Genomic DNA, 25709 nt, shown 5'->3' with positions numbered 1-25709 from the left:
ATCAGTACAGCAGGGCGTAAAGCTGGCGGCGATAGCGCGACGCCAGCGCATCCCCGGTCCCAAGCGCCGCGAGGATCTCCTGGAAGACCTTTCGCGCCTGTCCGTCGGCGGCGGTTAAATCTGTGCTCAGGTGCGCGAACAGGAGCTCAAGGGCTTCTTCATTGCGGCCCACCTGGTGCAGCTGTAACGCAAGCTGACTGGCCAGCGCGGCATCGTCAGGTTTGTCAGCCACCTGCTGCTGCAGTTGCTGGATTTCCGGCGTATCGGCAGCCTGCTTCAGCAGTTCAATCTGGGCGATAAGGCCCTGATAGCGGGTATCCTGATCCTGCAACGGAACCGTATTCAGAACGACCTGCGCATCGTCAGAACGGTTCAGGGCGATCTGCGTTTCCGCCAGCAGCAGTCCAATCTGGCTGTCCTGGTTTGAGAGCTGCCAGGCCTCCTTCAGCAGCGGCAGCGCCTCGTCATATTTCCCTTCCTGCATCAGCGCGATGGCTTCCTGCGCTTTTAACTCTTCTTCGCGGGGCAGCACTTTTTCAAGCAGGGCGCGGATCGCCTCTTCCGGTTGTGGGCCCTGGAAACCGTCCACCGGTTGACCATTCTGGAACAGATAAACGGTCGGAATGGCGCGCAGGCCAAACTGCGCGGCGACGCGCTGCTCGGCGTCACAGTCCAGCTTTGCCAGAATAAACTGACCATTGTACTGAGCGGCGAGGCGATCCAGCACCGGCGTCAGCTCCAGGCAATGCTGGCTCCGCTCGGACCAGAAATAGAACAGCACAGGTTTAACCATTGACTGTTCAAGCGTCTGTTGCAGGTTCGCTTCGGTGATGTTGACAATATTCTGTTCGGACATACGAAATTCTCAGTTATCAGTTTGATAAATACATGGGGGTGAGGAGCGAGGCTTCAACTCACCCGCGTAAAATTTTATCCATCATGCGGCCCGGCAACAGCCGCTTCAGCCACCCGACGGCATGGGTGACCAGGGTGACCGGATAGCGCATTTTGGGACGGTCACTTTCAAAAGCATGACGTACTTTTGCGACGACCGCCTCTGGCCCAAGGGTAAAGCGAGCCGCGATGCCGGGATTTTCGACCGGCTTATCGGACTGGGTCTGATTAACGTTTTCCGTGAAGCGGGTGCGAATCGGGCCGGGTTCAATCAGGCTGACTTTGATGCCGCTATGGCGCAACTCCATACGTAGCGCGTCGGACCAGGCTTCAAGAGCATATTTGCTGGCCGCATACGCGCCGCGGCCCGGCGTGGAAATCAGCCCCATGACGGAAGAGGTCATGACGATTCGGCCCTCGCCGTGCGGCAGCATGGCAGGGAGCAGTGCCATGGTCAGCTGATGTACGCCAAAGAAGTTGGCGGAAAACTGCTGTTCCATTTGCTCGCGCGTAATGGTTTCCAGCGGGCCATACATGCCGAAACCGGCGTTATTGAACAGGCCATACAGGCGATTGTCCGTCAGCGCGATCGTTTCGGCGGCGGCGCGTTCGATGCTCTCGGGGGAGTCGAGATCCAGCAATATGCCGGTCAGTCCCTTACCGTTCATCCGCTCGACATCGTCGGGTTTACGGCAGGCGGCCAATACCCAAAATCCCTGGCGTTTTAATTCTAAGGCGCTTTCAAGGCCAATTCCGCTGGAACATCCTGTAATTAAGACCGATTTTTGCATAACTTTACCTGTCAGGATCTCCGCTGAATTAAGAGTCATGTTTAACTAGAGGTGCCAGTCGTGTTGCCATCCAGTCGGCAATAAACGGCTGAGCGTCGCGATTAGGGTGAATGCCATCATCCTGCATCCATTGTGGTTTCAGATAGACTTCCTCCATAAAAAACGGCAGGAGGGGGATATCAAACTCTTTGGCCAGTTTTGGATAGATCGCGCTAAAGGATTCATTATAACGGCGACCGTAGTTTGCGGGCAGACGAATTTGCATCAGCAGCGGTTGCGCATTGGCGGCCTTGATATCCTGTATGATTTTACGCAGGGTTTGCTCCGTCTGTTGAGGCTGGAAGCCGCGCAAACCGTCGTTACCGCCCAGTTCTACTAACACCCAGCGCGGCTGATGTTGTTTCAGGAGCGCGGGCAGCCGGGCCAGCCCTTGCTGCGAGGTATCGCCGCTGATGCTGGCATTCAGCACCGGCGTCCGGGCCTGCCATTTCTCGTTAAGCAGCGCAGGCCAGGCCGCGGTGGCCGCCATTCGATAGCCTGCGCTCAGGCTATCGCCCAGAACCAGTAATGTGTCCGCCGCGGCGGCGCGAAAGGTCATCAGAATCAGAAACAGGAAGGGCAAATGCCAGCGGAAAACATTGTTGCAGTTCATCATCTTAAGAAGTCCGTCGGTCAGGGGGAACACGAGCTATCCATCCTCACCGGAGTTGAACTCGTTGTCAAACGCGGGGAAAGCATTGCCCTGATTGGTGAGTCGGGTTCCGGTAAATCCACCCTGCTGGCGATCCTTGCCGGGCTTGACGACGGCAGCAGTGGCGAGGTCAATCTGGTGGGCCAGCCGCTGCACAGGCTGGATGAAGAGGCGCGCGCTGCGCTTCGGGCAAAGCATATCGGCTTTGTCTTTCAGTCGTTTATGCTCATTCCCACCTTAAATGCGCTGGAGAACGTCGAGCTGCCTGGTTTGCTGCGCGGTGAAAATACCCGTCAAAGCCGTGACCACGCGAAAGCACTCCTTGAACAGCTTGGCCTGGGGAAACGCCTCGATCATCTTCCGGCACAGCTTTCCGGCGGGGAGCAGCAGCGAGTAGCGCTGGCGCGTGCCTTTAACGGGCGTCCGGACGTGCTGTTTGCTGATGAACCCACCGGCAATCTCGATCGCCAGACGGGGGATAAAATTGCCGACCTGCTGTTTACGCTCAACCGTGAACATGGCACCACCCTGATTCTGGTGACGCACGATCCTCAGCTGGCAGCCCGCTGCGACCGCCGCCTGCGGCTGGTGAATGGCCAATTGCAGGAGGAAGCATGATCGCACGCTGGTTCTGGCGGGAATGGCGCTCGCCATCGTTATTGATTGTCTGGCTGGCATTGAGTCTGGCCGTCGCCTGCGTGCTGGCGCTGGGCAGCGTCAGCGATCGTATGGAAAAAGGGCTGAGCCAGCAAAGCCGTGAATTTATGGCCGGTGACAGGACGCTCAGCAGTTCCCGCGACGTGCCTCAGGCCTGGCTCGATGAAGCGCAGCGGATCGGATTGAAGGTCGGTAAGCAACTGACCTTCCAGACGATGACCTTTGCCGCCGATACCCCGCAGCTGGCTAGCGTGAAGGCCGTTGACGATATCTATCCGATGTATGGCGATTTACAGACCACGCCACCGGGACTCAAGCCAACCGCAGGCTCCGTCCTGCTGGCGCCACGCCTGATGGCGTTGTTAAACCTTAAAACCGGCGACAAGATTGACGTTGGCGACGCGACGTTCACCATTGCGGGGGAAGTGAACCAGGAGCCGGATTCCGGTTTCAACCCCTTTCAGATGGCGCCGCGGTTACTCATGAACACCGCTGACGTAGAGAAAACCGGCGCGGTGCAGCCGGGCAGTCGGGTGACCTGGCGTTATAAGTTCGGCGGAACGCCGGCACAGCTGGCATCCTATGAAAAATGGCTGCTGCCTCAGCTTAAGCCTGAACATCGCTGGACCGGCATGGAGCAGGACGACGGCGCGCTCGGGAAATCGCTGGAGCGCTCGCAGCAATTTTTATTGCTCTCTGCACTGCTGACGCTGCTGCTGGCCGTTGCGGCGGTCGCGGTGGCGATGGGGCACTATTGCCGCAGCCGTTACGATCTGGTGGCGATCCTCAAAACGCTGGGCGCGGGCCGGGCACAGTTGCGAAAACTGATCGTGGGTCAGTGGCTGGCCGTGCTGGTGCTTTCCGCCGTGACGGGGGGCGCGATAGGGCTGCTGTTTGAAAAGCTCCTGATGGTGTTGCTCAAGCCTGTTTTGCCTGCGGCGCTTCCGGCGGCCAGCCTGTGGCCCTGGCTATGGTCGATAGGGGCGATGGGGGTGATTTCCCTGCTGGTAGGCCTACGTCCGTATCGTTTGCTTCTTGCCACGCAGCCGCTGCGTGTCCTGCGTCGTGACGCGGTGGCGAACGTCTGGCCGCTCAAAGTTTATCTTCCCGTTATCGTCTGTGTGGTGGTGGGATTGCTGGCCTGGCTGATGGGCGGCAGTATGCTTCTCTGGGCCGTGCTGGCGGGGGCGGTGGTGCTGGCAATGCTCTGTGGCGCGCTGGGCTGGCTTCTGCTTAGCCTCTTAAAAAGGGTCACGCTTCATTCCCTGCCGGTACGCCTGGCGGTGAATCGCCTGTTGCGTCAACCGTGGTCCACGCTCAGCCAGCTTTCAGCGTTCTCACTCTCATTTATGTTACTGGCGATGCTGCTGGTGTTGCGCGGCGATTTGCTGGATCGCTGGCAACAGCAACTTCCGCCTGAAAGCCCAAACTATTTTCTGATTAATATCGCGCCGGAACAGGTGACGCCGTTAAAAACCTTCCTGGCGGAACATCAGATTATCCCTGAGTCGTTCTACCCCATTGTCCGCGCGCGGCTGACCCAAATTAACGGCAAGGCGACGGAGGGGAGCCAGGATGAGTCGCTGAACCGCGAGCTGAATCTGACCTGGCAGGATAAACGTCCGGATCACAATCCGATCGTTGCCGGCACCTGGCCACCGAAAGCGGGGGAAGTGTCGATGGAAGAGGGGCTGGCGGGGCGTCTGAAGGTGACGTTGGGCGATACCGTCACGTTTACCGGAGACACCCAGGAATTCAGTGCCAAAGTCACCAGCCTGCGTAAAGTGGACTGGGAAAGCCTGCGTCCGAACTTCTTCTTTATCTTCCCTGCGGGCGCACTCGACGGACAGCCGCAGAGTTGGCTCACCAGCTTCCGCTGGGAGAAGGGCAACGGCATGTTGACCCAGCTTAATCGTGAGTTCCCGACGGTGAGCCTGCTTGATATCGGGGCGATCCTGAAGCAGGTGGGACAGGTTCTGGAACAGGTCAGTCGTGCGCTGGAGGTGATGGTTGTCCTCGTTACCGCGTGCGGCGTACTGCTGCTTCTGGCACAGGTCCAGGTGGGGATGCGTCAGCGACATCAGGAGCTGGTGGTCTATCGCACGCTTGGCGCAGGTAAAAAACTGCTGCGTACCACGCTGTGGTGTGAGTTTGCGCTGCTGGGGCTGGTCTCCGGGCTGGTGGCCGCCATTGGCGCAGAAACTGCGCTGGCGCTGCTCCAGACCAAAGTCTTTGACTTCCCGTGGGAGCCAGACTGGCGATTGTGGCTCATTTTGCCGATCTGCGGCGCGTTACTGTTGTCACTGTGTGGCGGCTGGCTCGGCACGCGTCTGCTGAAAGGAAAGGCGCTTTTCCGGCAGTTCGTTAGTTAATAACCTCCCGTTATGATTGCGCACCGGTTTTTATGCTGGTGCGTAATCATTTGGCAGCACAAATTGATAATACCCCTCTGTTTACCCGCACAAATCATTAAAAACCCGGCCACACGAGCGGTTTAATTCCGGATATTATTCGTCTGCTAAATAATTAGCAGCGTGTCTATCAAGGAATAATAATGACGATAACTAAAACAGCGCTGGCGGCAACGATCGGCGCAGCATTAGCAATGACTTCTTTCGCCAGCCAGGCAGAAATCACCGTATTGAAACAAGACCCTCAGGCAGGTAACCCGCTGAGCCGTCTTAACTTCACCGTGGGCGGCAGTATTCGTCCCCAGTTCCAGAATATGACCGGCGACGACGGCAAAAACGGCTATAAGCGCAACGGTTTTGACGGTGGCACCCGTTTCCGTTTCGCCGCCGATTATTACCTGTTCGACGATATTAGCTGGATCAGCTACTACGAGCTGGGCGTGAACATCCCGGCTCAGTTCAACTGGGACAATCACTACGCTGAAGGCGCACACGACACCTCTCGTCGTATGCTCTACACCGGCCTGAAAAGTGATACCTGGGGTACGCTGACCTACGGCCAACAAAACAGCGTTTACTACGATGTGGTCGGTGCGAAAACCGATATCTGGGACTATGACATGATCGGTCAGGCGTCAGGTAACGGTATTAACGGCGACTATGATGGATCTTATCGTTCACGCAAGATGCTGAAATATAAGAAAACCGTTGGCGATGCGGATATCTATGCTTCTTATCTGTTCGAAGACAGCGAATACCTGCCGGGCAATGGTCTGCGTTACAAACGTAAAGGCGGCGGCTCACTGGGTCTGAACTATCATCTGACCACCGATCTGACCTGGGGCGCAGCATGGAACTATACCCGTGCGGATATGCGTAACCCGGATAATGGCGACAGCAAATCCTATGACCAGAATATCCTGGGTACGGCGCTGAGCTGGACACCGGATAACTGGACCTTCTCTGCTGGCGGCGGCTGGTACCAGAACTTCCTGACCACCAAAAAAGTCTCTACTGACAACTACTTTGCCGGTGATGCATGGGGTATTGAATACTTCGCAGGTTACACATTCCCGGTCGAGCAGTATGCCGTTAAATCCATCCAGCCTTATTTTATGGGCGATCGCATCGAGTATGTGAATGGTCGTAACTACCAGCGCATCGATAACGGCGTGGGCATTAGCTTCCAGCTGGATTACGGTTTCCGTGTGGATTACGAACACGTGTTCACGTCCAGCACCGACAACCTGGGTGATATGAACCTGGTGCGTCTGCGTTACGACTTCTAAGACGTCTGTTCCCCGGTGGCGTTTCGCTTACCGGGGCTGCAAACAACGTGCAGGCCGGGGAAGGCGTAGCCGCCCCCGGCTTTTTTTAGCGATTTAACCAGTCCGCAATTTCGGCGAACGTCCCGCGATAAACAATCTTGTCGGCTTTCTTTTCAAGCTGATAGCGGTACATCGGGTCGTAATAGTCATTCAGCAGCGGCACAAGCCAGCTGAAGTGAGCGTCAGTGCCACCTGTCCGTTTTTGTTCCAGCAGCGCGCAATCGAGCAGGGCGGTGAATTGCGCAAAGCGTTGTAGCCCCAGTCGACGGCGAATCGCGAAAAGGCCGTGATGTAAGTATTCGCTATATGCCTGCCAGCCCGCATCCTCGCCGTATGCGGCAGAAAAATCTGCCCACATATGATCGAAATACTCTTCACGAAGACGTTCAAGACGAACGTCAAACGGATCTTCCACCACCACGATCGCCGCCTGTACCATGCTGTCGCGCAGGCATTCCGGCAGGTGGTTGGAGCCAATCATCCGGCCTTCATCTTCCAGCACCCAGCGTGCGGCCTCTTTTTTTAACAGCGCAACGGCTAGCTGGTTTTCAAAGCTCGCCTGGGAAAGCTGTGGCAGCAGCGTCCGGCCAAACGACGAGCCGCGATGATGTGCAAGCCCTTCCAGATCAATACCCTGCGGATGCTGTTTCACCAGCAGCGTTTTACCGCTGCCGGTGCAGCCGCCGATGAGCACCATCGGTTTTTGCGCCTGCTCAGCCGTAACCTCTATCGCCGTCTGACGCAGCGCTTTATAACCGCCCGCCACCAGGGGGTAGTCGACTCCGGCCTCTTTCAGCCACGCCTGGGTAATGTGCGAGCGCTGGCCGCCGCGCGCGCAGCAAAGATATCCCACAGGATGGGCCAGGCACGCCTCGCGCCAGGCCTGGATTCGGGCATCACGGCTTTCGCCTTGCACCAGGCTATGGCCGAGGGCCAGCGCGGCTTCGGGTCCCTGTCGCTTGTAGCAGGTCCCAACCGCGGCACGTTCGTCGTCGTTCATTAAGGGCAGGTTGATAGCGGCAGGCATCGCGCCCTGCGCAAACTCGATCGGCGCGCGAACGTCGATTAAAGGGGTATCGGACGCGAGGATCGCGCGATAGTCCATTCCATCGTTCATGGTTATTCCAGAAAACTAAACAGCAATGGACGGGGATTTTACGCGCGTTGTAAGAGGCCGGGGAAGGGGAAGATCAACTCCCCGGCACATATCGCTTATTTCAGCTTTGATTGCGCCCAGACAATTCCGCTGGCGTACTCTGGCGGCAGCAACGGAATGATGGCTTCAAGGGTCGCGCTCAGGCGGTCCGTATCGATATCATTCAGGTTCAGGTGGCCCACTTTACGGCCTGGACGCACCTCTTTGTCGTACCAGTGCAAATGCACCAGCGGCAGTTTCAGCCAGTTTTCATTCAGATCGGTACCGATCAGATTGATCATGACTGACGGGCTGTTGACCACCGGCACCGGCAGGGGCAGATCAGTAATGGCTCGCAGATGCAGTTCAAACTGACTGATCGACGCCCCGTTTTGCGTCCAGTGGCCGCTGTTGTGGACTCGCGGCGCCAGCTCGTTAATCAGCAGACCGGCAGGCGTGACAAAGCATTCCATCGCCATGACGCCCACGTAACCCAGCTCATGCATGATCGCAGAGAGCATTGCTTCCGCCTGAGACTGCTGGTCAGGATTGGCCTGTGGGAACACCACGCTGGTGCGCAGAATGCCGTCCTGATGCAGATTGTGGGTCAGTGGATAAAAGACGGTGCTGCCGTCGTGAGCGCGCGCCCCGACCAGTGACACTTCGCCGCTAAAGTTAATGCCCTGCTCAACGATACATTCGCCGTAGCAATCATCCGGCAGCTCAGCGGTTTCGCTGGCGCGTAAACGCCACTGTCCACGGCCATCATAGCCCCCGACGCGACGCTTCACGATGGCCAGTTCCCCCAGCGTGGCGAAAACGTTATTCCATTCGCGTTTATCCGCCAGGAGTTGCCACGGCGCGGTCGCCAGACCGAGCTTATCGAAGAGCTGTTTTTGCGTCAGACGGTCAGCAATGATCGGGAAAACATCGCGGTTAACAAAGGCGTTATGCCGTGCCAGCTCGCGGGTCAGAGCGGTTTCCGGCCAGCGTTCAATCTCTGCGGTAATCACGCTTTGCTGGAACGGCACGGCTTCGGGTTCAGCATCCAGTCCGACAGGCCAGACCGAAATGCCCAGCGGTTCGCCCGCCTGGCGCAGCATGCGGCCTAACTGACCATTGCCAAGGACGCAAACCTGCTTCATGCCTCACCCCGCGGGTCCGGATTGTCCAGCACTTCATCGGTCTGCGATTTGCGCCAGTCCGCCAGACGCTGATGCAAGGCCTTATCGTGGGTGGCCAGAATTTGTGCGGCCAGCAGGGCGGCGTTCGCGGCACCCGCTTTGCCAATCGCCAGCGTACCGACGGGAATACCGCGCGGCATCTGAACAATAGAATAGAGGCTGTCGACACCGCTTAACGCGGCGCTCTGTACCGGCACGCCCAGAACGGGCACCAGCGTTTTGGCGGCAATCATGCCGGGCAGATGTGCTGCACCGCCCGCACCGGCAATGATCACCTCATACCCGTTCTCTTCTGCGCCTTCGGCGAAGCTGAACAGTTTGTCAGGTGTGCGGTGCGCGGAAACCACTTCAATATGGTGCGGAACGTTCAGGATTTCGAAGATTTCGGCGGCGAATTGCATGGTAGCCCAGTCGCTTTTGGACCCCATCACGATGGCGACACGCGCCGGATTATTGCGGGAAGACATGCGTCTTAAAACTCCTGTGGTGCGAAACACACTGCTTTCGAGGGCACAGAGAATAGCATGTAATACGGGCAAGGAAAACGGTTGCGTGGTCAAAACGTCAGCCGTTGTCAGGCGTTTTGCAAAACAAAACAGACCGCGCTAAGGGCGGTCTGTTGCGTGAAATGTCGGCGTTTTTTTACAGCAGATTACCGGCGGTCAGGCTCTCTTTATCGAACGCGTGGCTCACTTCAATATGATTCTGCTGCGCGTGGGTGTCCATATTGGAACCTGCTTCAGGTGTTAAGACGCGATGCTCTGCCGCCACTGCGCCAGTCGACAGTGACGCGGCCAAAAGCAGGGCGCTTACGATGCTCATCTTTTTCATTCTCTTGTCCTTTCTCATCGTCTTGTCGCTGTCGCTGATGTACGGGCGGCACGGCAATCATCATCGTTAGTGAGTCAGTTCAGCGGTCATATGCACACGGTTGTCGAACTGAGCGCTGGTGATTTTGTAGGACGCACCCTGTTCAGCCGCTTTGGCGGCAATAATGGCTTCTGCACGGTCAAGCGTTGAGGCGTTCGCGCTTAAGCTTTGTGCGAAAGAACCGAAAGAGAGCAGAGAGAGAGCCGCAACTGCAACGAAAGTTTTGATGGATTTCATGGTCGTATTCCTTAAGCAATTTATCTGGAGTAGGGCGTGTTGCCCTGATGTGATAAATAATAGACCGACCATCGGTTGATTAAAATCGAAACAATTTGCAGATATCGTTCAAAAAATATGAACTATTCTATGAAGTAAAAATGACGGGTCAGAACGGGAAAGCAATCAGCTCCACTGCATCAGGAGTGACTTTGACCATGGAGCCTTCACGATGCCAGGCACCCAGCACGACACGATGAGCGGGCATGCCGTTGGCGCTCAGCGCATGCACGTCCGGGCGATGGGTATGCCCGTGGATAAGCCACTGCACCGCATGTTTCTCCATCACGTTGACCACCGCCTGCGGATTTACATCCATAATCGTCATCGATTTGCTGCTGTTTGCAGCTTTGCTGTCTGCACGCATTTTTGCCGCAATGCGTTTACGGATAAACAGCGGCAGCGCGAGGAAGAGCGTTTGGATCCAGGGCGTATGGACCTTTGCGCGAAACGCCAGATAGCCCGTGTCGTCGGTACAGAGCGTATCGCCATGCATGATCAGCACCTGGCGACCATACAGGTCGAGCACCTTTTCTTCCGGCAGCAAGGTCATGCCGCTTTCGCGGGCGAAGCGTTTGCCGATGAGAAAATCGCGGTTACCGTGGAGGAAATAGCAGGGAACGCCCGCCTTCACCAGGGAGTGGATCGCGGCGGCAACGTCACGATGAAGTGGATTAGGGTCGTCGTCGCCAATCCAGGCTTCAAACAAGTCGCCAAGAATATACAACGCGTCAGCCTTGCGTGCTTCGCCCTGTAAAAAACGCAGAAAACCGGCGGTAATCGCCGGTTCTTCTGTTTGCAGATGAAGATCCGCAATAAAAAGTGTCGCCACCAATTACTCGCTGACAGTCACGCTTGTAATGATCACGTCTTCTTTTGGAACGTCCTGATGCATACCGCTGCGGCCAGTAGAAACGCCTTTGATTTTCTCAACCACGTCCATACCTTCAACCACTTCTGCGAACACGCAGTAACCCCAACCCTGCAGGCTTTCGCCGGAGAAGTTCAGGAAGTCGTTGTCAGCCACGTTGATGAAGAACTGTGCGGTTGCCGAGTGAGGGGCCTGGGTACGCGCCATCGCCAGCGTGCCACGGGTGTTTTTCAGACCGTTGTTTGCTTCGTTTTTAATCGCTTCTTTGGTCTCTTTCTGGTGCATACCAGGTTCGAAACCGCCGCCCTGGATCATAAAGCCATTGATCACACGGTGGAAAATAGTGTTGTTGTAGAAACCTTCGCGGCAGTAGTCCAGGAAGTTTTTAACTGTTTCAGGCGCTTTGTCATCGAAGGTTTTGATGACGATATCGCCATGATTAGTGTGCAGAGTAACCATTTTTGCATCCTGTTCCGTTATTGTGGTACGTCGACCCTGGTTCGGGTCACATCTAGGGGCTTGTTATAGCATAACCTCTGGACGCGATCACCTTGCATTGTGTGCTGCTTCGATGACGAATAATGGGTATGATAGTAAAGTTTCTATCCACACACGTCTCACATGGAATCTTCGATGTTAAAAATCTTTAATACTATGACGCGCCAAAAAGAGGAATTTAAACCTATCCATGCCGGGGAAGTCGGCATGTACGTGTGTGGTATTACGGTTTACGATCTCTGTCATATTGGCCATGGCCGCACCTTTGTCGCCTTCGACGTTGTGTCTCGTTACCTGCGCTTTTTGGGCTATACGCTGAAATATGTCCGCAATATTACCGATATTGACGACAAAATCATTAAGCGCGCCAACGAAAAAGGGGAAAGCTTTGTCGATCTGGTCGACAGAATGATCGTTGAAATGCACAAAGATTTTGACGCGCTGAACATTCTGCGCCCGGACAGCGAGCCGCGTGCGACTCATCATATCCATGAAATTATTGAGATCACGGCAACGCTTATCGAACGCGGCCACGCTTATGTGGCGGATAATGGCGACGTGATGTTCTCCGTGCCTACCGATCCTGCATACGGTCAGCTGTCCCGTCAGGATCTGGATCAGCTGCAGGCGGGCGCCCGCGTTGACGTGGTCGACGTGAAGCGTAACCCAATGGACTTTGTTCTGTGGAAGATGTCGAAAGCGGGCGAACCAAGCTGGCCTTCTCCGTGGGGCGAAGGACGTCCTGGCTGGCACATCGAATGTTCCGCGATGAACTGCAAACAGCTGGGCAACCATTTCGATATCCACGGCGGCGGCTCGGATCTGATGTTCCCGCACCATGAGAACGAAATCGCTCAGTCAACCTGTGCCCACGGCGGTGAGTACGTTAACTACTGGATGCACTCCGGAATGGTGATGGTTGACCGCGAGAAGATGTCGAAATCGCTGGATAACTTCTTTACCGTGCGTGATGTGCTGAAATACTACGACGCGGAAACCGTGCGTTACTTCCTGATGTCTGGCCACTATCGCAGCCAGCTTAACTACAGCGAAGAGAACCTTAAACAGGCACGTTCCGCGCTGGAGCGTCTCTACATCGCGATTCGCGGCACCGACACATCGGTTCCTGCGGCAGGCGGTGAGGCTTTCGAAGCGCGCTTCATCGAAGTGATGAACGACGATTTCAACACCCCGGAAGCCTATTCCGTTCTGTTTGATATGGCCCGTGAGATTAACCGCCTGAAAGTCGAAGATGTCGCCGCCGCGAATGCGCTGGCATCACATCTGCGCAAGCTTGCCGCTGTACTGGGCCTGCTGGAGCAGGATCCTGAAGTGTTCCTGCAAAGTGGCGCACAAACCGACGATGACGAAGTGGCTGAGATTGAAGCCCTGATCACGGCGCGTCTGGAAGCGCGACAGGCTAAAGACTGGGCGGCAGCCGATGCGGCGCGTAATCGCCTGACCGAGATGGGCATTGTGCTGGAAGATGGCCCTCAGGGAACGATCTGGCGTCGTAAGTAATCGCCCCTGACCCTCTCCTTATGCGAGAGGGCAGCGCCGATACTCCCTCTCCCTAAGCGAGAAGGCAGCGCCGATACTCCCTCTTCCTAAGCGAGAAGGCAGCGCCGATACTCCCTCTCCCTAAGCGAGAGGGCAGCGCCGATACTCCCTCTCCCTAAGCGAGAGGGCAGCTCCGATACTCCCTCTCCCTACGCGAGAGGGCAGCACCGATACTCCCTCTCCCTAAGCGAGAGGACAGCTCCGATACTCCCTCTCCCTGTGGGAGAGGGTTGGGGTGAGGGCATCAGCGCGCACGTCTCCACCACAACAGCCCCATCACCACCACGCCCGGCAACCACACCCACAGTAGTTCTGAATAAATCACCTGATGCCCATAGGGCGTGGTATAACGCGACAGCGCAAAAGGGGCCACCCGGATAACCTGCCAGGGCGCAAAGAAACGTTCATCTGACCAGGGCCATAGCCAGCCGACCCCTTTTCCGCCTGTCGTTATCGAATCCAGTAAACTGTGCGACAGCAGCGACACCGTCAAAAAAAGCCAGCATCGGGTCAGGCTCGCCCGTAACCATCGCCGCCCAATCAACACGCAGAGTATCGGCACCACAAAAGCAAAGAGCAGCGAATGGGTAAAGCCGCGATGACCAAAGATATTCCCGTAGGCGATACCGAACTTAAACGCCAGCACGTCGGCATCCGGCAGCATGGCCAGAACGATGCCCGCAAACAGCAGGCGAGGGGGAATGATTTTGGTTCCCAGCCCTACTCCTAAGCAAAGGGGAACAGCGGCGTGGGTAACAATGGTTGGCATGGTAATGCTCCAGAGCAAATCAGGGGAATATACCAGTGAAAGCGCGTCGCGGGACCGGCGTGAAACTCTGAAATTACGCTGATTCCCGTGCGATAAGTTGCCCGGACAGGGTAATTCGCTGGATTTGCAGGTCCGGCTCTTTCAGCTTACGAATCATTAACCCGGCCGCCTGACGACCCGTCTCTTCGCTTGCCGAGGAGACATAGGTAAATGATGGCGAGGTGAGATTCACGTGAAGCATATCTTCAAAGCCTACCAGCGCGACCTGTTGCGTAAGGAAAACGTCTTTGCCCACCGTTCGGCCCACCTGATGAATGCCGGAGATGGAGCCAATCATCGCATCGGGAGAGTGACACAGCAGGGCGGTAATGGTGTTGTTTTTTTCCAGTAACTGACGCGTGGTAAAGCTGACGGCTTGCGTATCGTCGCTGCAGGCCGGCGTCGACTCCTCACGGCTGACCAGACCATACTGTTGCATTGCGCTGCGAAATCCCAGCAAACGCTGTTCGCGAATCAGACACCCTTCCTGACCGCCCACATAGGCAATGTTGCGATGTCCGCGTTCGATCAGATATCGGGTCGCGAGGTTGGCCGCCTGACGGTTGTCACGCATAACCAGATTGCATTTATCTTCCAGCAAGGACTGCGAGACCACGACCATCGGCAGCGGGTTCTGGCGGATTTTTTCCGGCAGATGCGGCGTCCGCGTGTCGGATGAGAGATAAATAACCCCGGCAACGCCCTGCTGTTTAAATGAAAGCAGGCAGCGCTCAAGATGTTCATGATCGTTGAGCGGCTGTCCGAGAAAGACCATGAATCCCTGCTTTTCCAGCTCCAGTACAATGCTTGCCATCACTTTTATGGAAAAGCTGTCGCTGAAATCGCGCAGGATCAGGCCGATAAGATTGGAGGTGTTGGCGCGAAGATTGGCAGCGGCGACGTTATGAACATAGCCAAGCAGGTTGATGGCGGCGTGGACTTTCTCAGTGGTGGCCTCTGAGATTTTCCCTTTCTGACGTAACACCAGCGACACGGTCGAAACCGAGACGCCCGCATGTTTTGCGACATCAATAATGCTGACTTTCTTCAAAACCGCTCCCTGAAATTTACCGATTATCAGCCAGATAAGACACGTCTCCCAGCGTACAGCAGACGTGTCTTTCAGGCATCTTATTATTTGCCGATCAGGGTGGACATGGTCTGTGCGATAAACTGTGCTCTGGCACCGAAAATCACCTGAATACCATTGTCACCAACAAAGACGACGCCACGCGCACCCAGGGCATTTAGCCCATCCTTGTTCACCGCCTCGCTTTTATCCACTTCAAGACGCAGTCGGGTGATGCAGGAACCAACGGAGCTGATGTTCTGCGCGCCGCCCAGCAGGCCGATAATATCGGTGGCGATTTCCGTGTCGGTTTTGTCATTCGCGCTCGTGGTCACCTCAGTACGGCCGGGCGTTTTCACATCGAAACGACGGATAACGAAGCGGAACGTGAAGTAGTAAATCAGCGCCATCGGAACCCCGATGATAATCGCATTCAGGAAGTTGGTCTGATACCCGTTGAAGGACGGCAAAATGCCGAATGACACATAATCAATAAAGCCCGCAGAGAACGACTTGGCGATATGCGCATGCATCAGATACATGGTCATGTAGGCCAGACCCGCCATGATGGCGTTAAAGACGTACAGAATCGGGGCCACAAAGATAAAGGTGAACTCAACCGGCTCGGTGATCCCCGTCAGGAAGCAGGTCAGGGCCGCGGAGAACAGAATACCGGCAGCGATTTTCTTATTTTTGGTATGGGCTTCGTGATACATCGCCAGACATGCCGCAGGCAGGGCAAATAACATCAGCGGGAATTCACCCTGCATAAACTTACCGGCGTTCTGGTAGGTGTCGCTGCTAAAGGATTTTACCCCTTCTTCCAGCATTTTGAACCAGATGGTCTGGTCACCATGAATTACCTGGCCTGCCTGGGTTGTATAATCCCCGAAGGAGTACCAGAAAGAGGGATACCAGATGTGGTGCAGGCCCAGCGGGATCAGAGCACGTTCGACCAGACCAAAAATAAAGGTCGAGGCGGCCTGGTTATCGCCGTTCACCACCACCGACAGCGCATCAATACCGGACTGAATATGCTGCCAGATGTAAGGCAACAGCAAGCCGAGAAGGAACGACAGCAGTGCGGTAGCAATGGCGACAAAGCGTTTCCCTGAGAAGAAGCCGAGGAATTCGGGTAATTGCAGGGTATGAAAACGGTTGTAACACCATGCGGCGAGAATACCGCAAATCAGGCCGCCAAAGACGCCCATCTGCAGCGTGGGGATCCCGACCACCATCGCGTATTTTCCGCCTTGCGACGCCATTTCTGGCGTTATGCTCAGCACCGTGCTGATGGTAATGTTTGTTACAAAGACCGATACCGCCGCCGACAGCGCAGCAATGCCGGATTCAGACGCCAGACCCACCGCTGAACCAATGGCAAACAGCATCGGCAGGTTATCAAAAATAACCCCGCCCGCATTCATCATCAGCGGCAGATGGAATTTATCGCCAAAGGCCAGTAACAGACCCGCAGCAGGCAACAGTGAAATTGGCAGCATAAGCGCGCGGCCAATCATCGATAACTTCGACAACGATTTAACAAACCCTGATATCAGACCCATGCTGATTTCCCCCGAAAAGCGCTTTTTTAGGCGCTGTTATTGTAAGTAGAACGTTTTAGTAGAACGTTCTACTTATCGTGAGGAAAGTCTGAAAAACGTGCAACGTTATTTTCACATTTCAACAAACGAAATAGTGATTATTTGAAGTTGATCGATAATTAACCGTGATGGTTGTGGGGGATTGGGAAGCCCTCTCCCGGTGGGAGAGGGTGAGAGCGCAGTCGGCTCAGGCAGTAACGGTAATGCTATGACCCTGGAAGGTCACGGTCTGTCCGGCAACAATTTTGCAGCGCTTGCGGGTTTCGATCGCGCCATCGACTTTGACCAGGCCATCAGCGATGACGATCTTCGCCTGCGCGCCGCTTTCGCTCCAGCCTTCCAGTTTAAGCAGATCGCACAGCTCGACGTGCGGGTGTTTACCTAATGAAAATGTGTCCATCTTATGCTTCCTCTGCATCGTGGTATTCGACGCATGCCTGATAGGTATTCTGAATCAGGGTTGCAACGGTCATAGGACCGACGCCGCCCGGTACGGGGGTGATATAAGACGCACGCGCTGCGGCGTCTTCGTACACCACATCACCCACCACTTTGCCGTTTTCCAGACGGTTAATGCCTACGTCCACCACGATCGCGCCCTCTTTAATCCACTCACCCGGGATAAAGCCTGGCTTGCCGACAGCGACGATCAGCAGATCGGCATTCTCGACGTGCTGGCGCAAATTTTTAGTAAAGCGGTGCGTAACGGTGGTGGTACAGCCTGCCAGCAACAGCTCCATGCTCATTGGGCGGCCAACAATGTTGGAGGCGCCAATGACTACTGCGTTGAGGCCGTACGTGTCGATGTTGTAGCGCTCCAGCAGGGTCACAATACCACGTGGGGTACAGGGACGCAGGCGGGGGGCGCGCTGGCATAAACGGCCCACATTATACGGATGGAAACCGTCAACGTCTTTATCGGGGGCAATACGCTCCAGTACCTTCACGTTGTCGATGCCAGCAGGCAAAGGCAATTGCACCAGAATGCCGTCAATCACTTCGTCGGCATTCAGGGTGTCGATCAGTTCCAGCAGCTCTGCTTCGCTGGTGGTTTCTGGCAAATCGTAAGAGCGGGAGATAAACCCCACTTCTTCACACGCTTTGCGCTTGCTGCCGACATAAATCTGCGAGGCCGGGTTACTGCCTACCAGCACTACGGCTAACCCCGGGGCGCGTTTTCCGGCCGCTGTACGGGCCTTCACTTTTTCCGCGACCTCAGAGCGCACCTGCTGCGCAATCGTTTTACCGTCAATAATTTTTGCTGCCATCAGAGAGAAGATTCCGTCTGTAACGTTTGAAAGGGGGATTGCCTATATTTTGTCAGAAGCGAGGGCTGCTGTCAGTCACCCATTGCGAGATTTCGACGGCGTACCGCGAACCCGCGTTAAAAACCCTGGGTTTCATGTGGCATATTCTTAGGCGTAATTAGGATGCGACCTGGACGATTAACAGTGTTTTGACATATTTAAAAATAACATCCTGCGCTACTTTAGCCTCTCCGAAATAAGCCTTGAATTAGGCCATCGTTCGTCACTCTTATTCCCGATATTGTCGGGAAGGGTATTTTACATTTTAAAGGAATAGACATGAAAATCAGCAATATTGCTTCTATCGTTATTGCTTCCCTGGCCCTGGTCGCGGGTGCTGCACAGGCTGAAGATCCTACGCCGGTTTCTGTAAACGGTGGCAGTGTGCATTTTAAAGGTGAATTAGTTAACGCCGCCTGCTCAGTGAATACTGAATCTTCTAACCAGACGGTTAATTTAGGCCAGTATCGTACGGCGAAATTTACCAAAGTAGGAGACACCACCTCCAATATTCCGTTCACTATCGAACTGAATGATTGCGATCCTCTGGTGGCCACCACCGCTTCTGTTGCGTTCACCGGCCAGATCGACGCCACCGATAAAACCCTGCTGGCCGTTACCTCAGGCAGCAATGATAACACCGCCAAAGGCGTGGGTATCGAAATCCTGGACAGCAAGTCCGCGACCCTGACGCCTGATGGTGCGACCTTCTCTGCAACCAAAGCGCTGATCGAGGGCACCAACACCCTTAACTTCACTGCCCGCTACAAAGCCACAGCAGCCACCACTGCGCCAGGCCAGGCAAACGCAGACGCAACCTTCGTGATGAAATACGAATAAGCCTTGTATCAGGGAGGAGTCTGGTCTCACGGAAGAGGCCTTTTTCAGGCGAAGCGAGGAGGATGGATGACCAGCAAAGGGATGATTTTTCTCATGATGCTTGCCGTTGTAAAGCCCGTCATCGCGCACAGCGTGATTGTGGATGGCGGCCAGGTCCATCTGAAAGGCGAGCTGGTTAACGGCGGCTGCGCCGTTGCCCCTGAAAGCCAAAATATGCGTATTGAAATGGGGCAGTACCGCACGAATGCCTTTTCTGGCGTGGGCAGCTTTTCGACGGTCAATGTGCCTTTCACGCTGCGGCTGGTGGATTGCAGTACCGATGTTTCAGGCACGGTTGGCGTGATGTTTGAAGGGGCCACACCTGTCGAAGATCCACAGGTTTTTCTGGCCACCTCCCGACCCGGTGAAAGCCCAATAAGCAGCGGCGTAGGGCTGGCGATATTTGATCCGCAACAGCGGCAGGTTATCCCCAACGCCCCCGCCATCAGTGAATTGCAGATGGATGAGCGTGAATTAGCGTTTCACTTTAGTGCCCGTTACCGGGCTATTTCCGAACACCTTGTACCAGGCAATATTCAGTCGGATGTCTGGTTTACGTTGATTTATCCATAACAACGTACGCACCTGCGAATCGATAATAAAAGGTAATGTTGTGATGAACTCACTCTTTAAACCAGGACTGATTGTTTCACTTATTTTTATGATGATCGCGTTACCGGCAAAAGCATCCGGTGGCATTGCACTCGGGGCAACCCGCGTTATTTACCCGGCGGATGCCAAACAGACATCGCTTGCTATTACCAATAGCAATAAGCAGGAACGTTATTTAATTAACGCATGGGTTGAAAACGATCGTGGGCAAAAAGAAAAAACCTTTGCCGTGACGCCGCCGTTGTTTGTCAGCGAGCCGGACAGCGAAAACACCTTACGTATCATTTACGCCGGCCCCGCGCTTCCTGCCGATCGGGAATCACTCTTTTTTATGAACGTGAAGGCCATCCCGTCGGTCGATAAAGCCAGTATGGAAGGTAAAAACGTCCTGCAACTGGCGATTCTGTCCCGAATCAAGCTCTTTGTGCGGCCCGCGAATCTGGCCATGCAGCCGGAAGAGGCCCTGTCGCACCTGCGATTTGAGCGGACGGGTAACCACCTTAAAGTCAGCAATGCCTCCCCGTATTACGTCACGCTGGTCAATCTGCAGCTGGGCGGCCAGAAGCTGGACAATCTGATGATCGCCCCGAAAAACGCGGCTCAGCAGGCCATCCCCGCGGGCACCAGCGGCGTGCTCTCCTGGCAAAGCGTCAACGATTACGGCGCTATTACGCCGGCGCGTAACGTGAATCTGTGAGTCGGGTCAGCATGATGCATATTCAGCGAGGGCGTTATGGCCCGGTCGCGCTGGCGTTGATGACGGCGCTCTGGCCGCAGGTGGGGTGGAGTGAAAGCTACTTTAACCCCGCATTTCTGTCTGATGATGCCGCAAAGGTCGCGGATCTCTCTCACTTTGAAAAAGGGCACCAGCAGGCCCCCGGTATTTATCGGGTGGATCTCTGGCGCAACGACGAGTTTATCGGCACGCAGGATGTCCGCTTCGGGACGGCGGAGGAGAGCACCTCCTCCGTATCGGGTGGGCTTTCACCTTGCATTACCCGCGCCATGCTGGAGCGTTTTGGCGTCAATATCGCCGCCTTTCCGGACCTGATTCAGGTCAGCGGCGAAACCTGTATCCCTCTGGCAACGGTCATTCCTGGCAGCGTGATTGCCTTTAACTTTGCCGCCCTGCGGCTGGACATCAACCTGCCGCAGGTGGCGATGCAGAACAGCGCGCGGGGCTATATTCCACCTGAACAGTGGGATGAAGGGATACCTGCGGCCTTGCTGAACTACAGCTTCAGCGGCAACAGGGGCAGCGATGACGACAGTTATTATCTTAACCTGCAAAGCGGGCTGAATTACGGCGCGTGGCGGCTACGCAACAACGGCGCATGGCGCTATACGAGCAGTAACGGCGAGCGTCACAATGAGTGGCAGAACATCGGCACCTGGGCTGAACGCACCGTCATTCCGTTGAAAAGCGAGCTGGTGTTAGGTGACAGCAATACGGGCAGCGACGTGTTCGACAGCGTCGGCTTTCGCGGAGGACGGCTCTACTCCTCCGACAATATGTACCCGGACAGCATGCAAGGCTACGCGCCAACCGTGCGCGGCATCGCGCGCACCCCTGCCAAAGTGGTTATTCGTCAGAATGGCTACGTTATTTATCAAAGCTATGTCCAGGCGGGGGCATTCGCCATTACCGATCTTAACCCCACCTCATCGAGCGGTGATTTGGACGTGACCGTTGAAGAGAAAGACGGCAGCCAGCAGCGCTATTCGGTGCCTTACTCCACCGTTCCGCTGTTACAGCGCGAAGGACGGCTGAAATACGATCTGGTCGTCGGGGATTACCGCAGCGGTAACAGCAATCAGGACACGCCATTCTTCACGCAGGGCACCTTGATTGCGGGGTTGACCGACGGTTACACCGTATATGGCGGCACGCAGCTTGCCTCGCGCTATACCGCGATGGCCGTTGGCGCGGGTAAAAACCTGGGGGACTGGGGGGCGGTATCGCTCGATTTCACCCATGCCCGAAGCCAGCTGGCCGATGACAGCCGCCATGAAGGTCAATCTTTGCGATTCCTGTACGCCAAATCGCTGAACGGCTTCGGCACCAACTTCCAGCTACTGGGGTATCGCTACTCCACCAAAGGGTTCTACACCCTGGACGACGTCGCGTGGAGAACGATGGAAGGTTACCAGTATGGCGACAGCAAGGACGAAAACGGCGTTCCGGATGTGCAGAGCTATCACAACCTGACGTGGAATAAAAAGGGGCGCTTCCAGGTCAATATCTCTCAATCTTTAGGCGACTATGGCTCGGTGTATGTCTCGGGTAGCGAACAAACCTACTGGGGCACCAGCGACTCCAATATCTGGTATCAGCTGGGCTATGCCGGCGGAATGAAAGGGGTGAGTTACTCCGTCTCCTGGTCATGGAACCAGGCGGTGGGGATCGGCGGCACCGACAAAATCGCCTCTTTCAATGTCTCTGTCCCGTTCAGCCTGTTTACCGGCAACGGCTCTCGCCGCGACAGCGCGATCGACAGGGCGTATGCCACCGCTTCGGCCAGCCGCAACAGCGAGGGAGAAAACAGCTGGCAGACCGGGGTGAGCGGCACACTGCTTGAAGACCGCAATCTTAACTATAGCGTGACCCAGGGGCACTCCAGCAGTAACGGAACCAGCGGAAGCGCCAGCGCCAACTGGCAGGCGACTTACGGCACTCTTGGCGTAGGGTACAACTATGCTGGCGATCGGCACGATCTTAACTGGCAGCTTTCGGGCGGCGTGGTAGGCCATGCGAATGGCGTTACGCTGAGCCAGCCGCTGGGGGATACCAACGTACTGATTCAAGCGCCGGGCGCCTCGGGCGTCAGCGTTGAAAACCAGACCGGCGTGAAAACCGACTGGCGCGGCTATGCCGTGATGCCTTACGCCACGGTGTATCGCTATAACCGCGTGGCGCTCAATACCAACACCATGAGCAACAACACCGATATCGAGAATAACGTCAGCAGCGTCGTGCCCACCAAAGGGGCGCTGGTACGCGCCAGTTTTGATACGCGTATCGGCGTGCGGGCGCTGATTACGGTGAGGCGAGCGGGCCAGCCGGTGCCGTTTGGCGCGGTGGTGCGGGAAACGCAAAGCGGCGTCACCAGTATGGTGGGCGACGACGGGCAAATTTATCTCAGCGGATTACCGCTTTCAGGGGACTTGCTCATCCAGTGGGGCAATGGCGCGCAATCCCAGTGCCGCGCACACTACACCCTGCCTGCGGACAGTCTCGACAAAGCCATTACGCTGGCGGAGGCCAACTGTGCGTCATAACAGGATACGAATCATGACTCTTATTCGCGCTTTTCTGGGCGCTCTGGTTTTTATCAGCGCATTGCCCGCCTCGGCCACCGTGTGCCAGAACGCCAACGGGGCGGCAAAAGATATCGCGTACGATCTTTCCGATGTGTTTAACAGCTCCAACAATAAGCCCGGGCAAATTATCACCCTGGCGCAAAAATCCGGGCTGGTGGGGGTGTACGCCATTTGCCCGAAGGGCACCACGGGCAAATCGACCCTGCGAAGCTATGTCACCGATCTGCCGATCACCAGCGTGGAGGACCGGTTTCAGTACGTCAAACTGAATGATTATCTCGATGGCGCCATGCAGATCCACGATGACTTCGCCGGCACCTTCTACCCGCCTGCGAAAGAAATCCAGATGGGACAACATCCCAACGTGCCGAATCAGAAATCATTTCCGGTGACGGATTCGAAGCTGGTGTTCCGGCTGAAGGTCACCCGTCGCTTTATCAACCTGGTGGTGATCCCCCGACAAACGATGTTCAGGGTGTATGTCACCACGCAAAAAGGCGATCCCCTGAGCACGCCCGTCTATACCATCAGCTACAGCGGAACGATTCAGGTGCCGCAAAGCTGTACGCTTAATGCGGGATCTATCGTTGAGTTTGATTTTCGCGAAATGGGGGCGTCGCTGTTTAGCGAAGCCGGGGCAGGGAACCGGCCGCAAAAAATCGCGCCGCAGACCAAAACCATCGCCATTAAATGTACCAACGTTGAGGCCAATGCCTACCTGACGATGCGTATTGAGGCGGACAGGGTTTCAGGCAATGCGCTGGTTTCCGATAATCCCGATCTGGGTTTTGTCGTCGCCACGCAGGAGGGTACGCCGCTGACGCCGAACAACCTCTCCAGCAAGATACCGTTTCGCCTGGATGATAATGCCTCGGCGCAGGTGGGGATCAGCGCCTGGCCGGTAAGTATTACCGGAAAAAAACCGGCGGAAGGCAAATTTACCTCGGTCGGCTATTTGCGGGTGGATTATGAATAACGTGATGCGACGAACACTGACGCTGGCCCTCTTGGTCGCAAGTAGCGCGACGCAGGCGAACAGCTCGCTGGGGCAGGTTAATATCAAGCTGTACGGCACTGTAGTGGACTTCACCTGTGTCGCAGAAGGTAATGACAGTAATAAATCGGTGACGCTGGGAACCTGGCCAACGAAGCAGTTGAGCAAGACCGGTAACCGTACGCAGGCGATGCCCTTTACGCTGAAACTGACAGGCTGCCCCCCAGGCGCAGCCTCGATCACCTTTTCCGGCAAAGCGGATGCTCAGGATAGCGAACTCCTGGCGCTGAATGATGCCAGCCAGGCCAGCCGCGTGGCGGTGGAAATCCGCGACAGCGACAAAACCCGTCTCCCCCTGCAGCAGGCCAGTCGGAACGTCGCGATTGATGCTCAGGGAAATGCGGTGTTAGCGTTCTACGCTAATTACATTGCCACGGCAGATAACCCGCAGCCTGGGCGAGCGGATGCCGATGCCACCTTTATGATTAATTATAATTAATGCGCAGCGACTTCCTGTCGCCCGGGCCGGGGCAGGAAGCCGCATCAGTTAAAGCAGTTCGTGTGCTTTAGCGTAATCAATGAGTTCAACAATAGTCTGAACACCTAATTTCGTATAGATATTCGATTTATGCGCACTAATTGTTTTGTTACTCAGTAATAATTGTTCTGCAATTTCTTTGTTAGATAATCCATTGGCGAGATAACGGAGAACCGTCACTTCCCGGTTGGATAAAGGCGTTTCCGATGAATGCCCACGTTGATGCGTAGCGTTATAAATAAAATTCAGCGTGTCAGATGGAAAGAAAGAATATCCAGAAAGCAACATTTCCACCGCGTTATAGATATCATTCAGATCCTTACGTTTACTGACAAAGCCGTTCGCGCCAGCCCGAATTGCCCTTCCTGCATAGAATGACTCCGATTTAGATGATAAAAACAGAACCTTTATTTTTTCATCTATGTTTTTGATTCTCTTGAGTAAAGAAAAACCGTCCGTGCCAGGGAGTTCGATGTCCAGTATCACCAGGTCGACGGGGTGATTACGGATGTAATCGAGGGTTTCGTGGCAGTCGCCAGACTTGAGTTTAATCTCGATATTTTTATTTTTCTGTAGCAGGACTTCTATCGACATTCTGACGATAGGATGTTCGTCCATAATGATTACGGATGCCGGTTTCATTTTTATGCCTCAGATTGTTAAAGCGCTGGTAAGCCGGAAGGATATTTAAGCAACCCCTGGTGGTGGGGTATTTCCCTGGAAAAAGCGAAAGCATCCTTGTTTACGTAATAACGAAAATACTGCCTCAGCGCTGTGGGTGAACATAGCTTGTAAAGGTAACTAAACGGTATTTCCGATTCATCTCTGGAATTTGGCTTATTATACCGTGTAAGTTTTCTCCGAAAAGCCTGTAAATTATCTTAATACCCTTGCCTAATATGATGTTCTGGAGAAACAAAGCGAATATTTTAAAAATGGTCTAAATATCTCTTTATCTTCATTAGTCCAACGCAACATGTTGATGTAATGACAAAAAATAATATATATCTCCAATTGTTAATGGTTTGTTAACTCAAGCGTCATGATTTCTTCTTTTATCAGGTGCCCGAAAAGGGTCCAGATTCCCTGTTTGTCCGCGTGACGCCTTCATTTGAAAGCGCTCCCTCATCTTATACCAGGCGGCCATATCAAAAAGCAGGATCTGCTGGATGCCCGTTCCTGGAGGTGGCACTTATTCACCAAGTTGATTGTTTTTACATCACTATTACAAAATTAACCGAAACGATTCATTCATAAACAGTGGACAGAAATGCTTTATCTCACTCATTCCTCAGAATTTAACGTTGCCTGAAGAAGAAAATTAGGAATAGTTATAATTGTTTTTATAATGTTAAATAATAACATTAAATTAACTTAATTTGATAAGTAATTTCCTAAAGTTATTTAGGAA

Annotated in this window: 26 protein-coding genes; 10 read left to right on the top strand and 16 right to left on the bottom strand. The window is 54.8% G+C overall.

Translation table 11 applies throughout. The features are described 5' to 3' along the window. Position 1 precedes the first annotated feature (1 nt). From LZP96_RS04830 to tesA, 3 genes are read right to left on the bottom strand one after another with little or no spacing between them, the layout of a single operon-like run. A complete protein-coding gene (locus LZP96_RS04830) occupies positions 2-856 on the bottom strand; it encodes a co-chaperone YbbN (RefSeq protein WP_064325118.1) in 855 nt (284 codons plus the stop codon). Positions 857-914: 58 nt separating this feature from the next. Next, positions 915-1724: an SDR family oxidoreductase gene (locus LZP96_RS04825; RefSeq protein ID WP_087892570.1), complete on the bottom strand. Its 810-nt coding sequence runs from the start codon at positions 1722-1724 to the stop codon at positions 915-917. Beyond that, entirely contained in the window at positions 1714-2337 is a 624-nt protein-coding gene (gene tesA, locus LZP96_RS04820; protein ID WP_064325120.1) for a multifunctional acyl-CoA thioesterase I/protease I/lysophospholipase L1, read from the bottom strand. Before tesA ends, LZP96_RS04825 begins: the two co-directional genes overlap by 11 nt. On the opposite strand from tesA, the gene ybbA reads away from it, so the two are divergent. The 3 genes from ybbA to LZP96_RS04805 all read left to right on the top strand — a co-directional run bounded on the left by ybbA (position 2308) and on the right by LZP96_RS04805 (position 6733). Then, positions 2308-2994 (top strand): putative ABC transporter ATP-binding protein YbbA, encoded by a 687-nt coding sequence (ybbA, locus tag LZP96_RS04815; RefSeq protein ID WP_064325121.1) that lies wholly within the window; start codon positions 2308-2310, stop codon positions 2992-2994. The two genes, tesA and ybbA, sit on opposite strands and share 30 nt — an antisense overlap. Next, positions 2991-5405: a putative ABC transporter permease subunit YbbP gene (gene ybbP, locus LZP96_RS04810; protein WP_064325122.1), complete on the top strand. Its 2415-nt coding sequence runs from the start codon at positions 2991-2993 to the stop codon at positions 5403-5405. Before ybbA ends, ybbP begins: the two co-directional genes overlap by 4 nt. Before the next feature lie 182 nt (positions 5406-5587). Then, a complete protein-coding gene (locus tag LZP96_RS04805) occupies positions 5588-6733 on the top strand; it encodes a porin (protein ID WP_064325123.1) in 1146 nt (381 codons plus the stop codon). 85 nt (positions 6734-6818) lie between these two features. On the opposite strand, the gene mnmH is transcribed toward LZP96_RS04805, so the two are convergent. The 7 genes from mnmH to ppiB form a co-directional block, all read right to left on the bottom strand. Beyond that, positions 6819-7889 (bottom strand): tRNA 2-selenouridine(34) synthase MnmH, encoded by a 1071-nt coding sequence (gene mnmH / locus LZP96_RS04800; RefSeq protein WP_064325124.1) that lies wholly within the window; start codon positions 7887-7889, stop codon positions 6819-6821. Positions 7890-7984: 95 nt separating this feature from the next. Then, on the bottom strand, positions 7985-9052 hold the full coding sequence (gene purK, locus LZP96_RS04795; protein WP_064325125.1) for a 5-(carboxyamino)imidazole ribonucleotide synthase: 1068 nt from the start codon (positions 9050-9052) through the stop codon (positions 7985-7987). After that, entirely contained in the window at positions 9049-9558 is a 510-nt protein-coding gene (gene purE / locus LZP96_RS04790; protein WP_064325126.1) for a 5-(carboxyamino)imidazole ribonucleotide mutase, read from the bottom strand. The genes purK and purE overlap by 4 nt, the downstream gene beginning before the upstream one ends. A gap of 175 nt (positions 9559-9733) precedes the next feature. Next, positions 9734-9922 carry a hypothetical protein gene (locus LZP96_RS04785; protein WP_064325127.1) on the bottom strand — a complete coding sequence of 63 codons (189 nt, stop codon included), beginning with the start codon at positions 9920-9922 and terminating at the stop codon, positions 9734-9736. A gap of 66 nt (positions 9923-9988) precedes the next feature. Next, on the bottom strand, positions 9989-10198 hold the full coding sequence (locus LZP96_RS04780; protein ID WP_064325128.1) for a YdgH/BhsA/McbA-like domain containing protein: 210 nt from the start codon (positions 10196-10198) through the stop codon (positions 9989-9991). A 148-nt stretch (positions 10199-10346) separates the two neighbouring features. Then, on the bottom strand, positions 10347-11069 hold the full coding sequence (gene lpxH / locus LZP96_RS04775; protein ID WP_064328074.1) for a UDP-2,3-diacylglucosamine diphosphatase: 723 nt from the start codon (positions 11067-11069) through the stop codon (positions 10347-10349). Between the two features lie 3 nt (positions 11070-11072). Next, on the bottom strand, positions 11073-11567 hold the full coding sequence (gene ppiB, locus LZP96_RS04770; RefSeq protein WP_064325129.1) for a peptidylprolyl isomerase B: 495 nt from the start codon (positions 11565-11567) through the stop codon (positions 11073-11075). 174 nt (positions 11568-11741) lie between these two features. Between ppiB and cysS the strand changes: the two genes are divergently transcribed. Continuing rightward, complete coding sequence (gene cysS, locus LZP96_RS04765) at positions 11742-13127, top strand: cysteine--tRNA ligase (protein WP_064325130.1); 1386 nt, start codon at positions 11742-11744, stop codon at positions 13125-13127. 283 nt (positions 13128-13410) lie between these two features. On the opposite strand, the gene LZP96_RS04760 is transcribed toward cysS, so the two are convergent. From LZP96_RS04760 to folD, 5 genes are all read right to left on the bottom strand, one after another. Continuing rightward, positions 13411-13935: a metal-dependent hydrolase gene (locus LZP96_RS04760; RefSeq protein ID WP_064325131.1), complete on the bottom strand. Its 525-nt coding sequence runs from the start codon at positions 13933-13935 to the stop codon at positions 13411-13413. A 73-nt stretch (positions 13936-14008) separates the two neighbouring features. Further along, a complete protein-coding gene (gene malI, locus LZP96_RS04755) occupies positions 14009-15025 on the bottom strand; it encodes a Mal regulon transcriptional regulator MalI (protein WP_064325132.1) in 1017 nt (338 codons plus the stop codon). 83 nt (positions 15026-15108) lie between these two features. Next, positions 15109-16608 carry a PTS transporter subunit EIIC gene (locus LZP96_RS04750; RefSeq protein WP_064325133.1) on the bottom strand — a complete coding sequence of 500 codons (1500 nt, stop codon included), beginning with the start codon at positions 16606-16608 and terminating at the stop codon, positions 15109-15111. A gap of 226 nt (positions 16609-16834) precedes the next feature. Next, the gene (gene ybcJ / locus LZP96_RS04745) at positions 16835-17047 is read right to left on the bottom strand and encodes a ribosome-associated protein YbcJ (RefSeq protein WP_064325134.1); all 213 of its coding nucleotides are present in this window, start codon (positions 17045-17047) and stop codon (positions 16835-16837) included. Position 17048: 1 nt separating this feature from the next. Then, positions 17049-17915, bottom strand: coding sequence for a bifunctional methylenetetrahydrofolate dehydrogenase/methenyltetrahydrofolate cyclohydrolase FolD (gene folD, locus LZP96_RS04740; RefSeq protein WP_064325135.1), 867 nt, complete (start codon positions 17913-17915; stop codon positions 17049-17051). 318 nt (positions 17916-18233) lie between these two features. Here folD and fimA point away from each other — a divergent pair, with 318 nt between their 5' ends. The 6 genes from fimA to sfmF all read left to right on the top strand — a co-directional run bounded on the left by fimA (position 18234) and on the right by sfmF (position 24259). Continuing rightward, positions 18234-18794 (top strand): type 1 fimbrial major subunit FimA, encoded by a 561-nt coding sequence (fimA, locus tag LZP96_RS04735; RefSeq protein WP_064325136.1) that lies wholly within the window; start codon positions 18234-18236, stop codon positions 18792-18794. 66 nt (positions 18795-18860) lie between these two features. Further along, positions 18861-19406, top strand: a complete 546-nt coding sequence (gene fimI / locus LZP96_RS04730) for a type 1 fimbrial protein subunit FimI (RefSeq protein ID WP_064325137.1) — start codon at positions 18861-18863, stop codon at positions 19404-19406. A 43-nt stretch (positions 19407-19449) separates the two neighbouring features. Beyond that, positions 19450-20142 (top strand): type 1 fimbria chaperone FimC, encoded by a 693-nt coding sequence (gene fimC / locus LZP96_RS04725; protein ID WP_064325138.1) that lies wholly within the window; start codon positions 19450-19452, stop codon positions 20140-20142. Positions 20143-20156: 14 nt separating this feature from the next. Then, positions 20157-22724, top strand: a complete 2568-nt coding sequence (locus tag LZP96_RS04720; protein ID WP_064328075.1) for a fimbrial biogenesis usher protein — start codon at positions 20157-20159, stop codon at positions 22722-22724. A 13-nt stretch (positions 22725-22737) separates the two neighbouring features. Next, entirely contained in the window at positions 22738-23742 is a 1005-nt protein-coding gene (fimH, locus tag LZP96_RS04715) for a type 1 fimbria D-mannose specific adhesin FimH (RefSeq protein WP_064325139.1), read from the top strand. A gap of 4 nt (positions 23743-23746) precedes the next feature. Next, entirely contained in the window at positions 23747-24259 is a 513-nt protein-coding gene (gene sfmF, locus LZP96_RS04710; RefSeq protein WP_445297873.1) for a fimbria assembly protein, read from the top strand. Between the two features lie 48 nt (positions 24260-24307). Here sfmF and fimZ read toward each other — a convergent pair whose 3' ends face one another. Beyond that, positions 24308-24940 (bottom strand): fimbria biosynthesis transcriptional regulator FimZ, encoded by a 633-nt coding sequence (gene fimZ / locus LZP96_RS04705; protein ID WP_064325141.1) that lies wholly within the window; start codon positions 24938-24940, stop codon positions 24308-24310. Between the last annotated feature and the right edge of the window lie 769 nt (positions 24941-25709).

The organism is Huaxiibacter chinensis, from assembly GCF_022171985.1.
Lineage (GTDB): Bacteria > Pseudomonadota > Gammaproteobacteria > Enterobacterales > Enterobacteriaceae > Enterobacter > Enterobacter chinensis_A.
The sequence above is the reverse complement of the archived record's forward strand: the minus strand, read 5'-3'. Positions and strand labels throughout refer to the sequence as shown.

Coding starts and splice junctions, on each gene's coding strand:
- LZP96_RS04760 (WP_064325131.1), bottom strand. CDS start 13,935: ATGCCAACCATTGTTACCCACGCCGCTGTTCCCCTTTGCTTAGGAGTA.
- sfmF (WP_445297873.1), top strand. CDS start 23,747: ATGCGACGAACACTGACGCTGGCCCTCTTGGTCGCAAGTAGCGCGACG.
- ybcJ (WP_064325134.1), bottom strand. CDS start 17,047: ATGGACACATTTTCATTAGGTAAACACCCGCACGTCGAGCTGTGCGAT.
- LZP96_RS04785 (WP_064325127.1), bottom strand. CDS start 9,922: ATGAAAAAGATGAGCATCGTAAGCGCCCTGCTTTTGGCCGCGTCACTG.
- purK (WP_064325125.1), bottom strand. CDS start 9,052: ATGAAGCAGGTTTGCGTCCTTGGCAATGGTCAGTTAGGCCGCATGCTG.
- folD (WP_064325135.1), bottom strand. CDS start 17,915: ATGGCAGCAAAAATTATTGACGGTAAAACGATTGCGCAGCAGGTGCGC.
- mnmH (WP_064325124.1), bottom strand. CDS start 7,889: ATGAACGATGGAATGGACTATCGCGCGATCCTCGCGTCCGATACCCCT.
- purE (WP_064325126.1), bottom strand. CDS start 9,558: ATGTCTTCCCGCAATAATCCGGCGCGTGTCGCCATCGTGATGGGGTCC.
- fimZ (WP_064325141.1), bottom strand. CDS start 24,940: ATGAAACCGGCATCCGTAATCATTATGGACGAACATCCTATCGTCAGA.
- fimH (WP_064325139.1), top strand. CDS start 22,738: ATGACTCTTATTCGCGCTTTTCTGGGCGCTCTGGTTTTTATCAGCGCA.
- fimA (WP_064325136.1), top strand. CDS start 18,234: ATGAAAATCAGCAATATTGCTTCTATCGTTATTGCTTCCCTGGCCCTG.
- LZP96_RS04825 (WP_087892570.1), bottom strand. CDS start 1,724: ATGACTCTTAATTCAGCGGAGATCCTGACAGGTAAAGTTATGCAAAAA.
- LZP96_RS04780 (WP_064325128.1), bottom strand. CDS start 10,198: ATGAAATCCATCAAAACTTTCGTTGCAGTTGCGGCTCTCTCTCTGCTC.
- tesA (WP_064325120.1), bottom strand. CDS start 2,337: ATGAACTGCAACAATGTTTTCCGCTGGCATTTGCCCTTCCTGTTTCTG.
- ppiB (WP_064325129.1), bottom strand. CDS start 11,567: ATGGTTACTCTGCACACTAATCATGGCGATATCGTCATCAAAACCTTC.
- LZP96_RS04720 (WP_064328075.1), top strand. CDS start 20,157: ATGCATATTCAGCGAGGGCGTTATGGCCCGGTCGCGCTGGCGTTGATG.
- ybbA (WP_064325121.1), top strand. CDS start 2,308: ATGCCAGCGGAAAACATTGTTGCAGTTCATCATCTTAAGAAGTCCGTC.
- LZP96_RS04805 (WP_064325123.1), top strand. CDS start 5,588: ATGACGATAACTAAAACAGCGCTGGCGGCAACGATCGGCGCAGCATTA.
- fimI (WP_064325137.1), top strand. CDS start 18,861: ATGACCAGCAAAGGGATGATTTTTCTCATGATGCTTGCCGTTGTAAAG.
- fimC (WP_064325138.1), top strand. CDS start 19,450: ATGAACTCACTCTTTAAACCAGGACTGATTGTTTCACTTATTTTTATG.
- ybbP (WP_064325122.1), top strand. CDS start 2,991: ATGATCGCACGCTGGTTCTGGCGGGAATGGCGCTCGCCATCGTTATTG.
- LZP96_RS04750 (WP_064325133.1), bottom strand. CDS start 16,608: ATGGGTCTGATATCAGGGTTTGTTAAATCGTTGTCGAAGTTATCGATG.
- cysS (WP_064325130.1), top strand. CDS start 11,742: ATGTTAAAAATCTTTAATACTATGACGCGCCAAAAAGAGGAATTTAAA.
- LZP96_RS04830 (WP_064325118.1), bottom strand. CDS start 856: ATGTCCGAACAGAATATTGTCAACATCACCGAAGCGAACCTGCAACAG.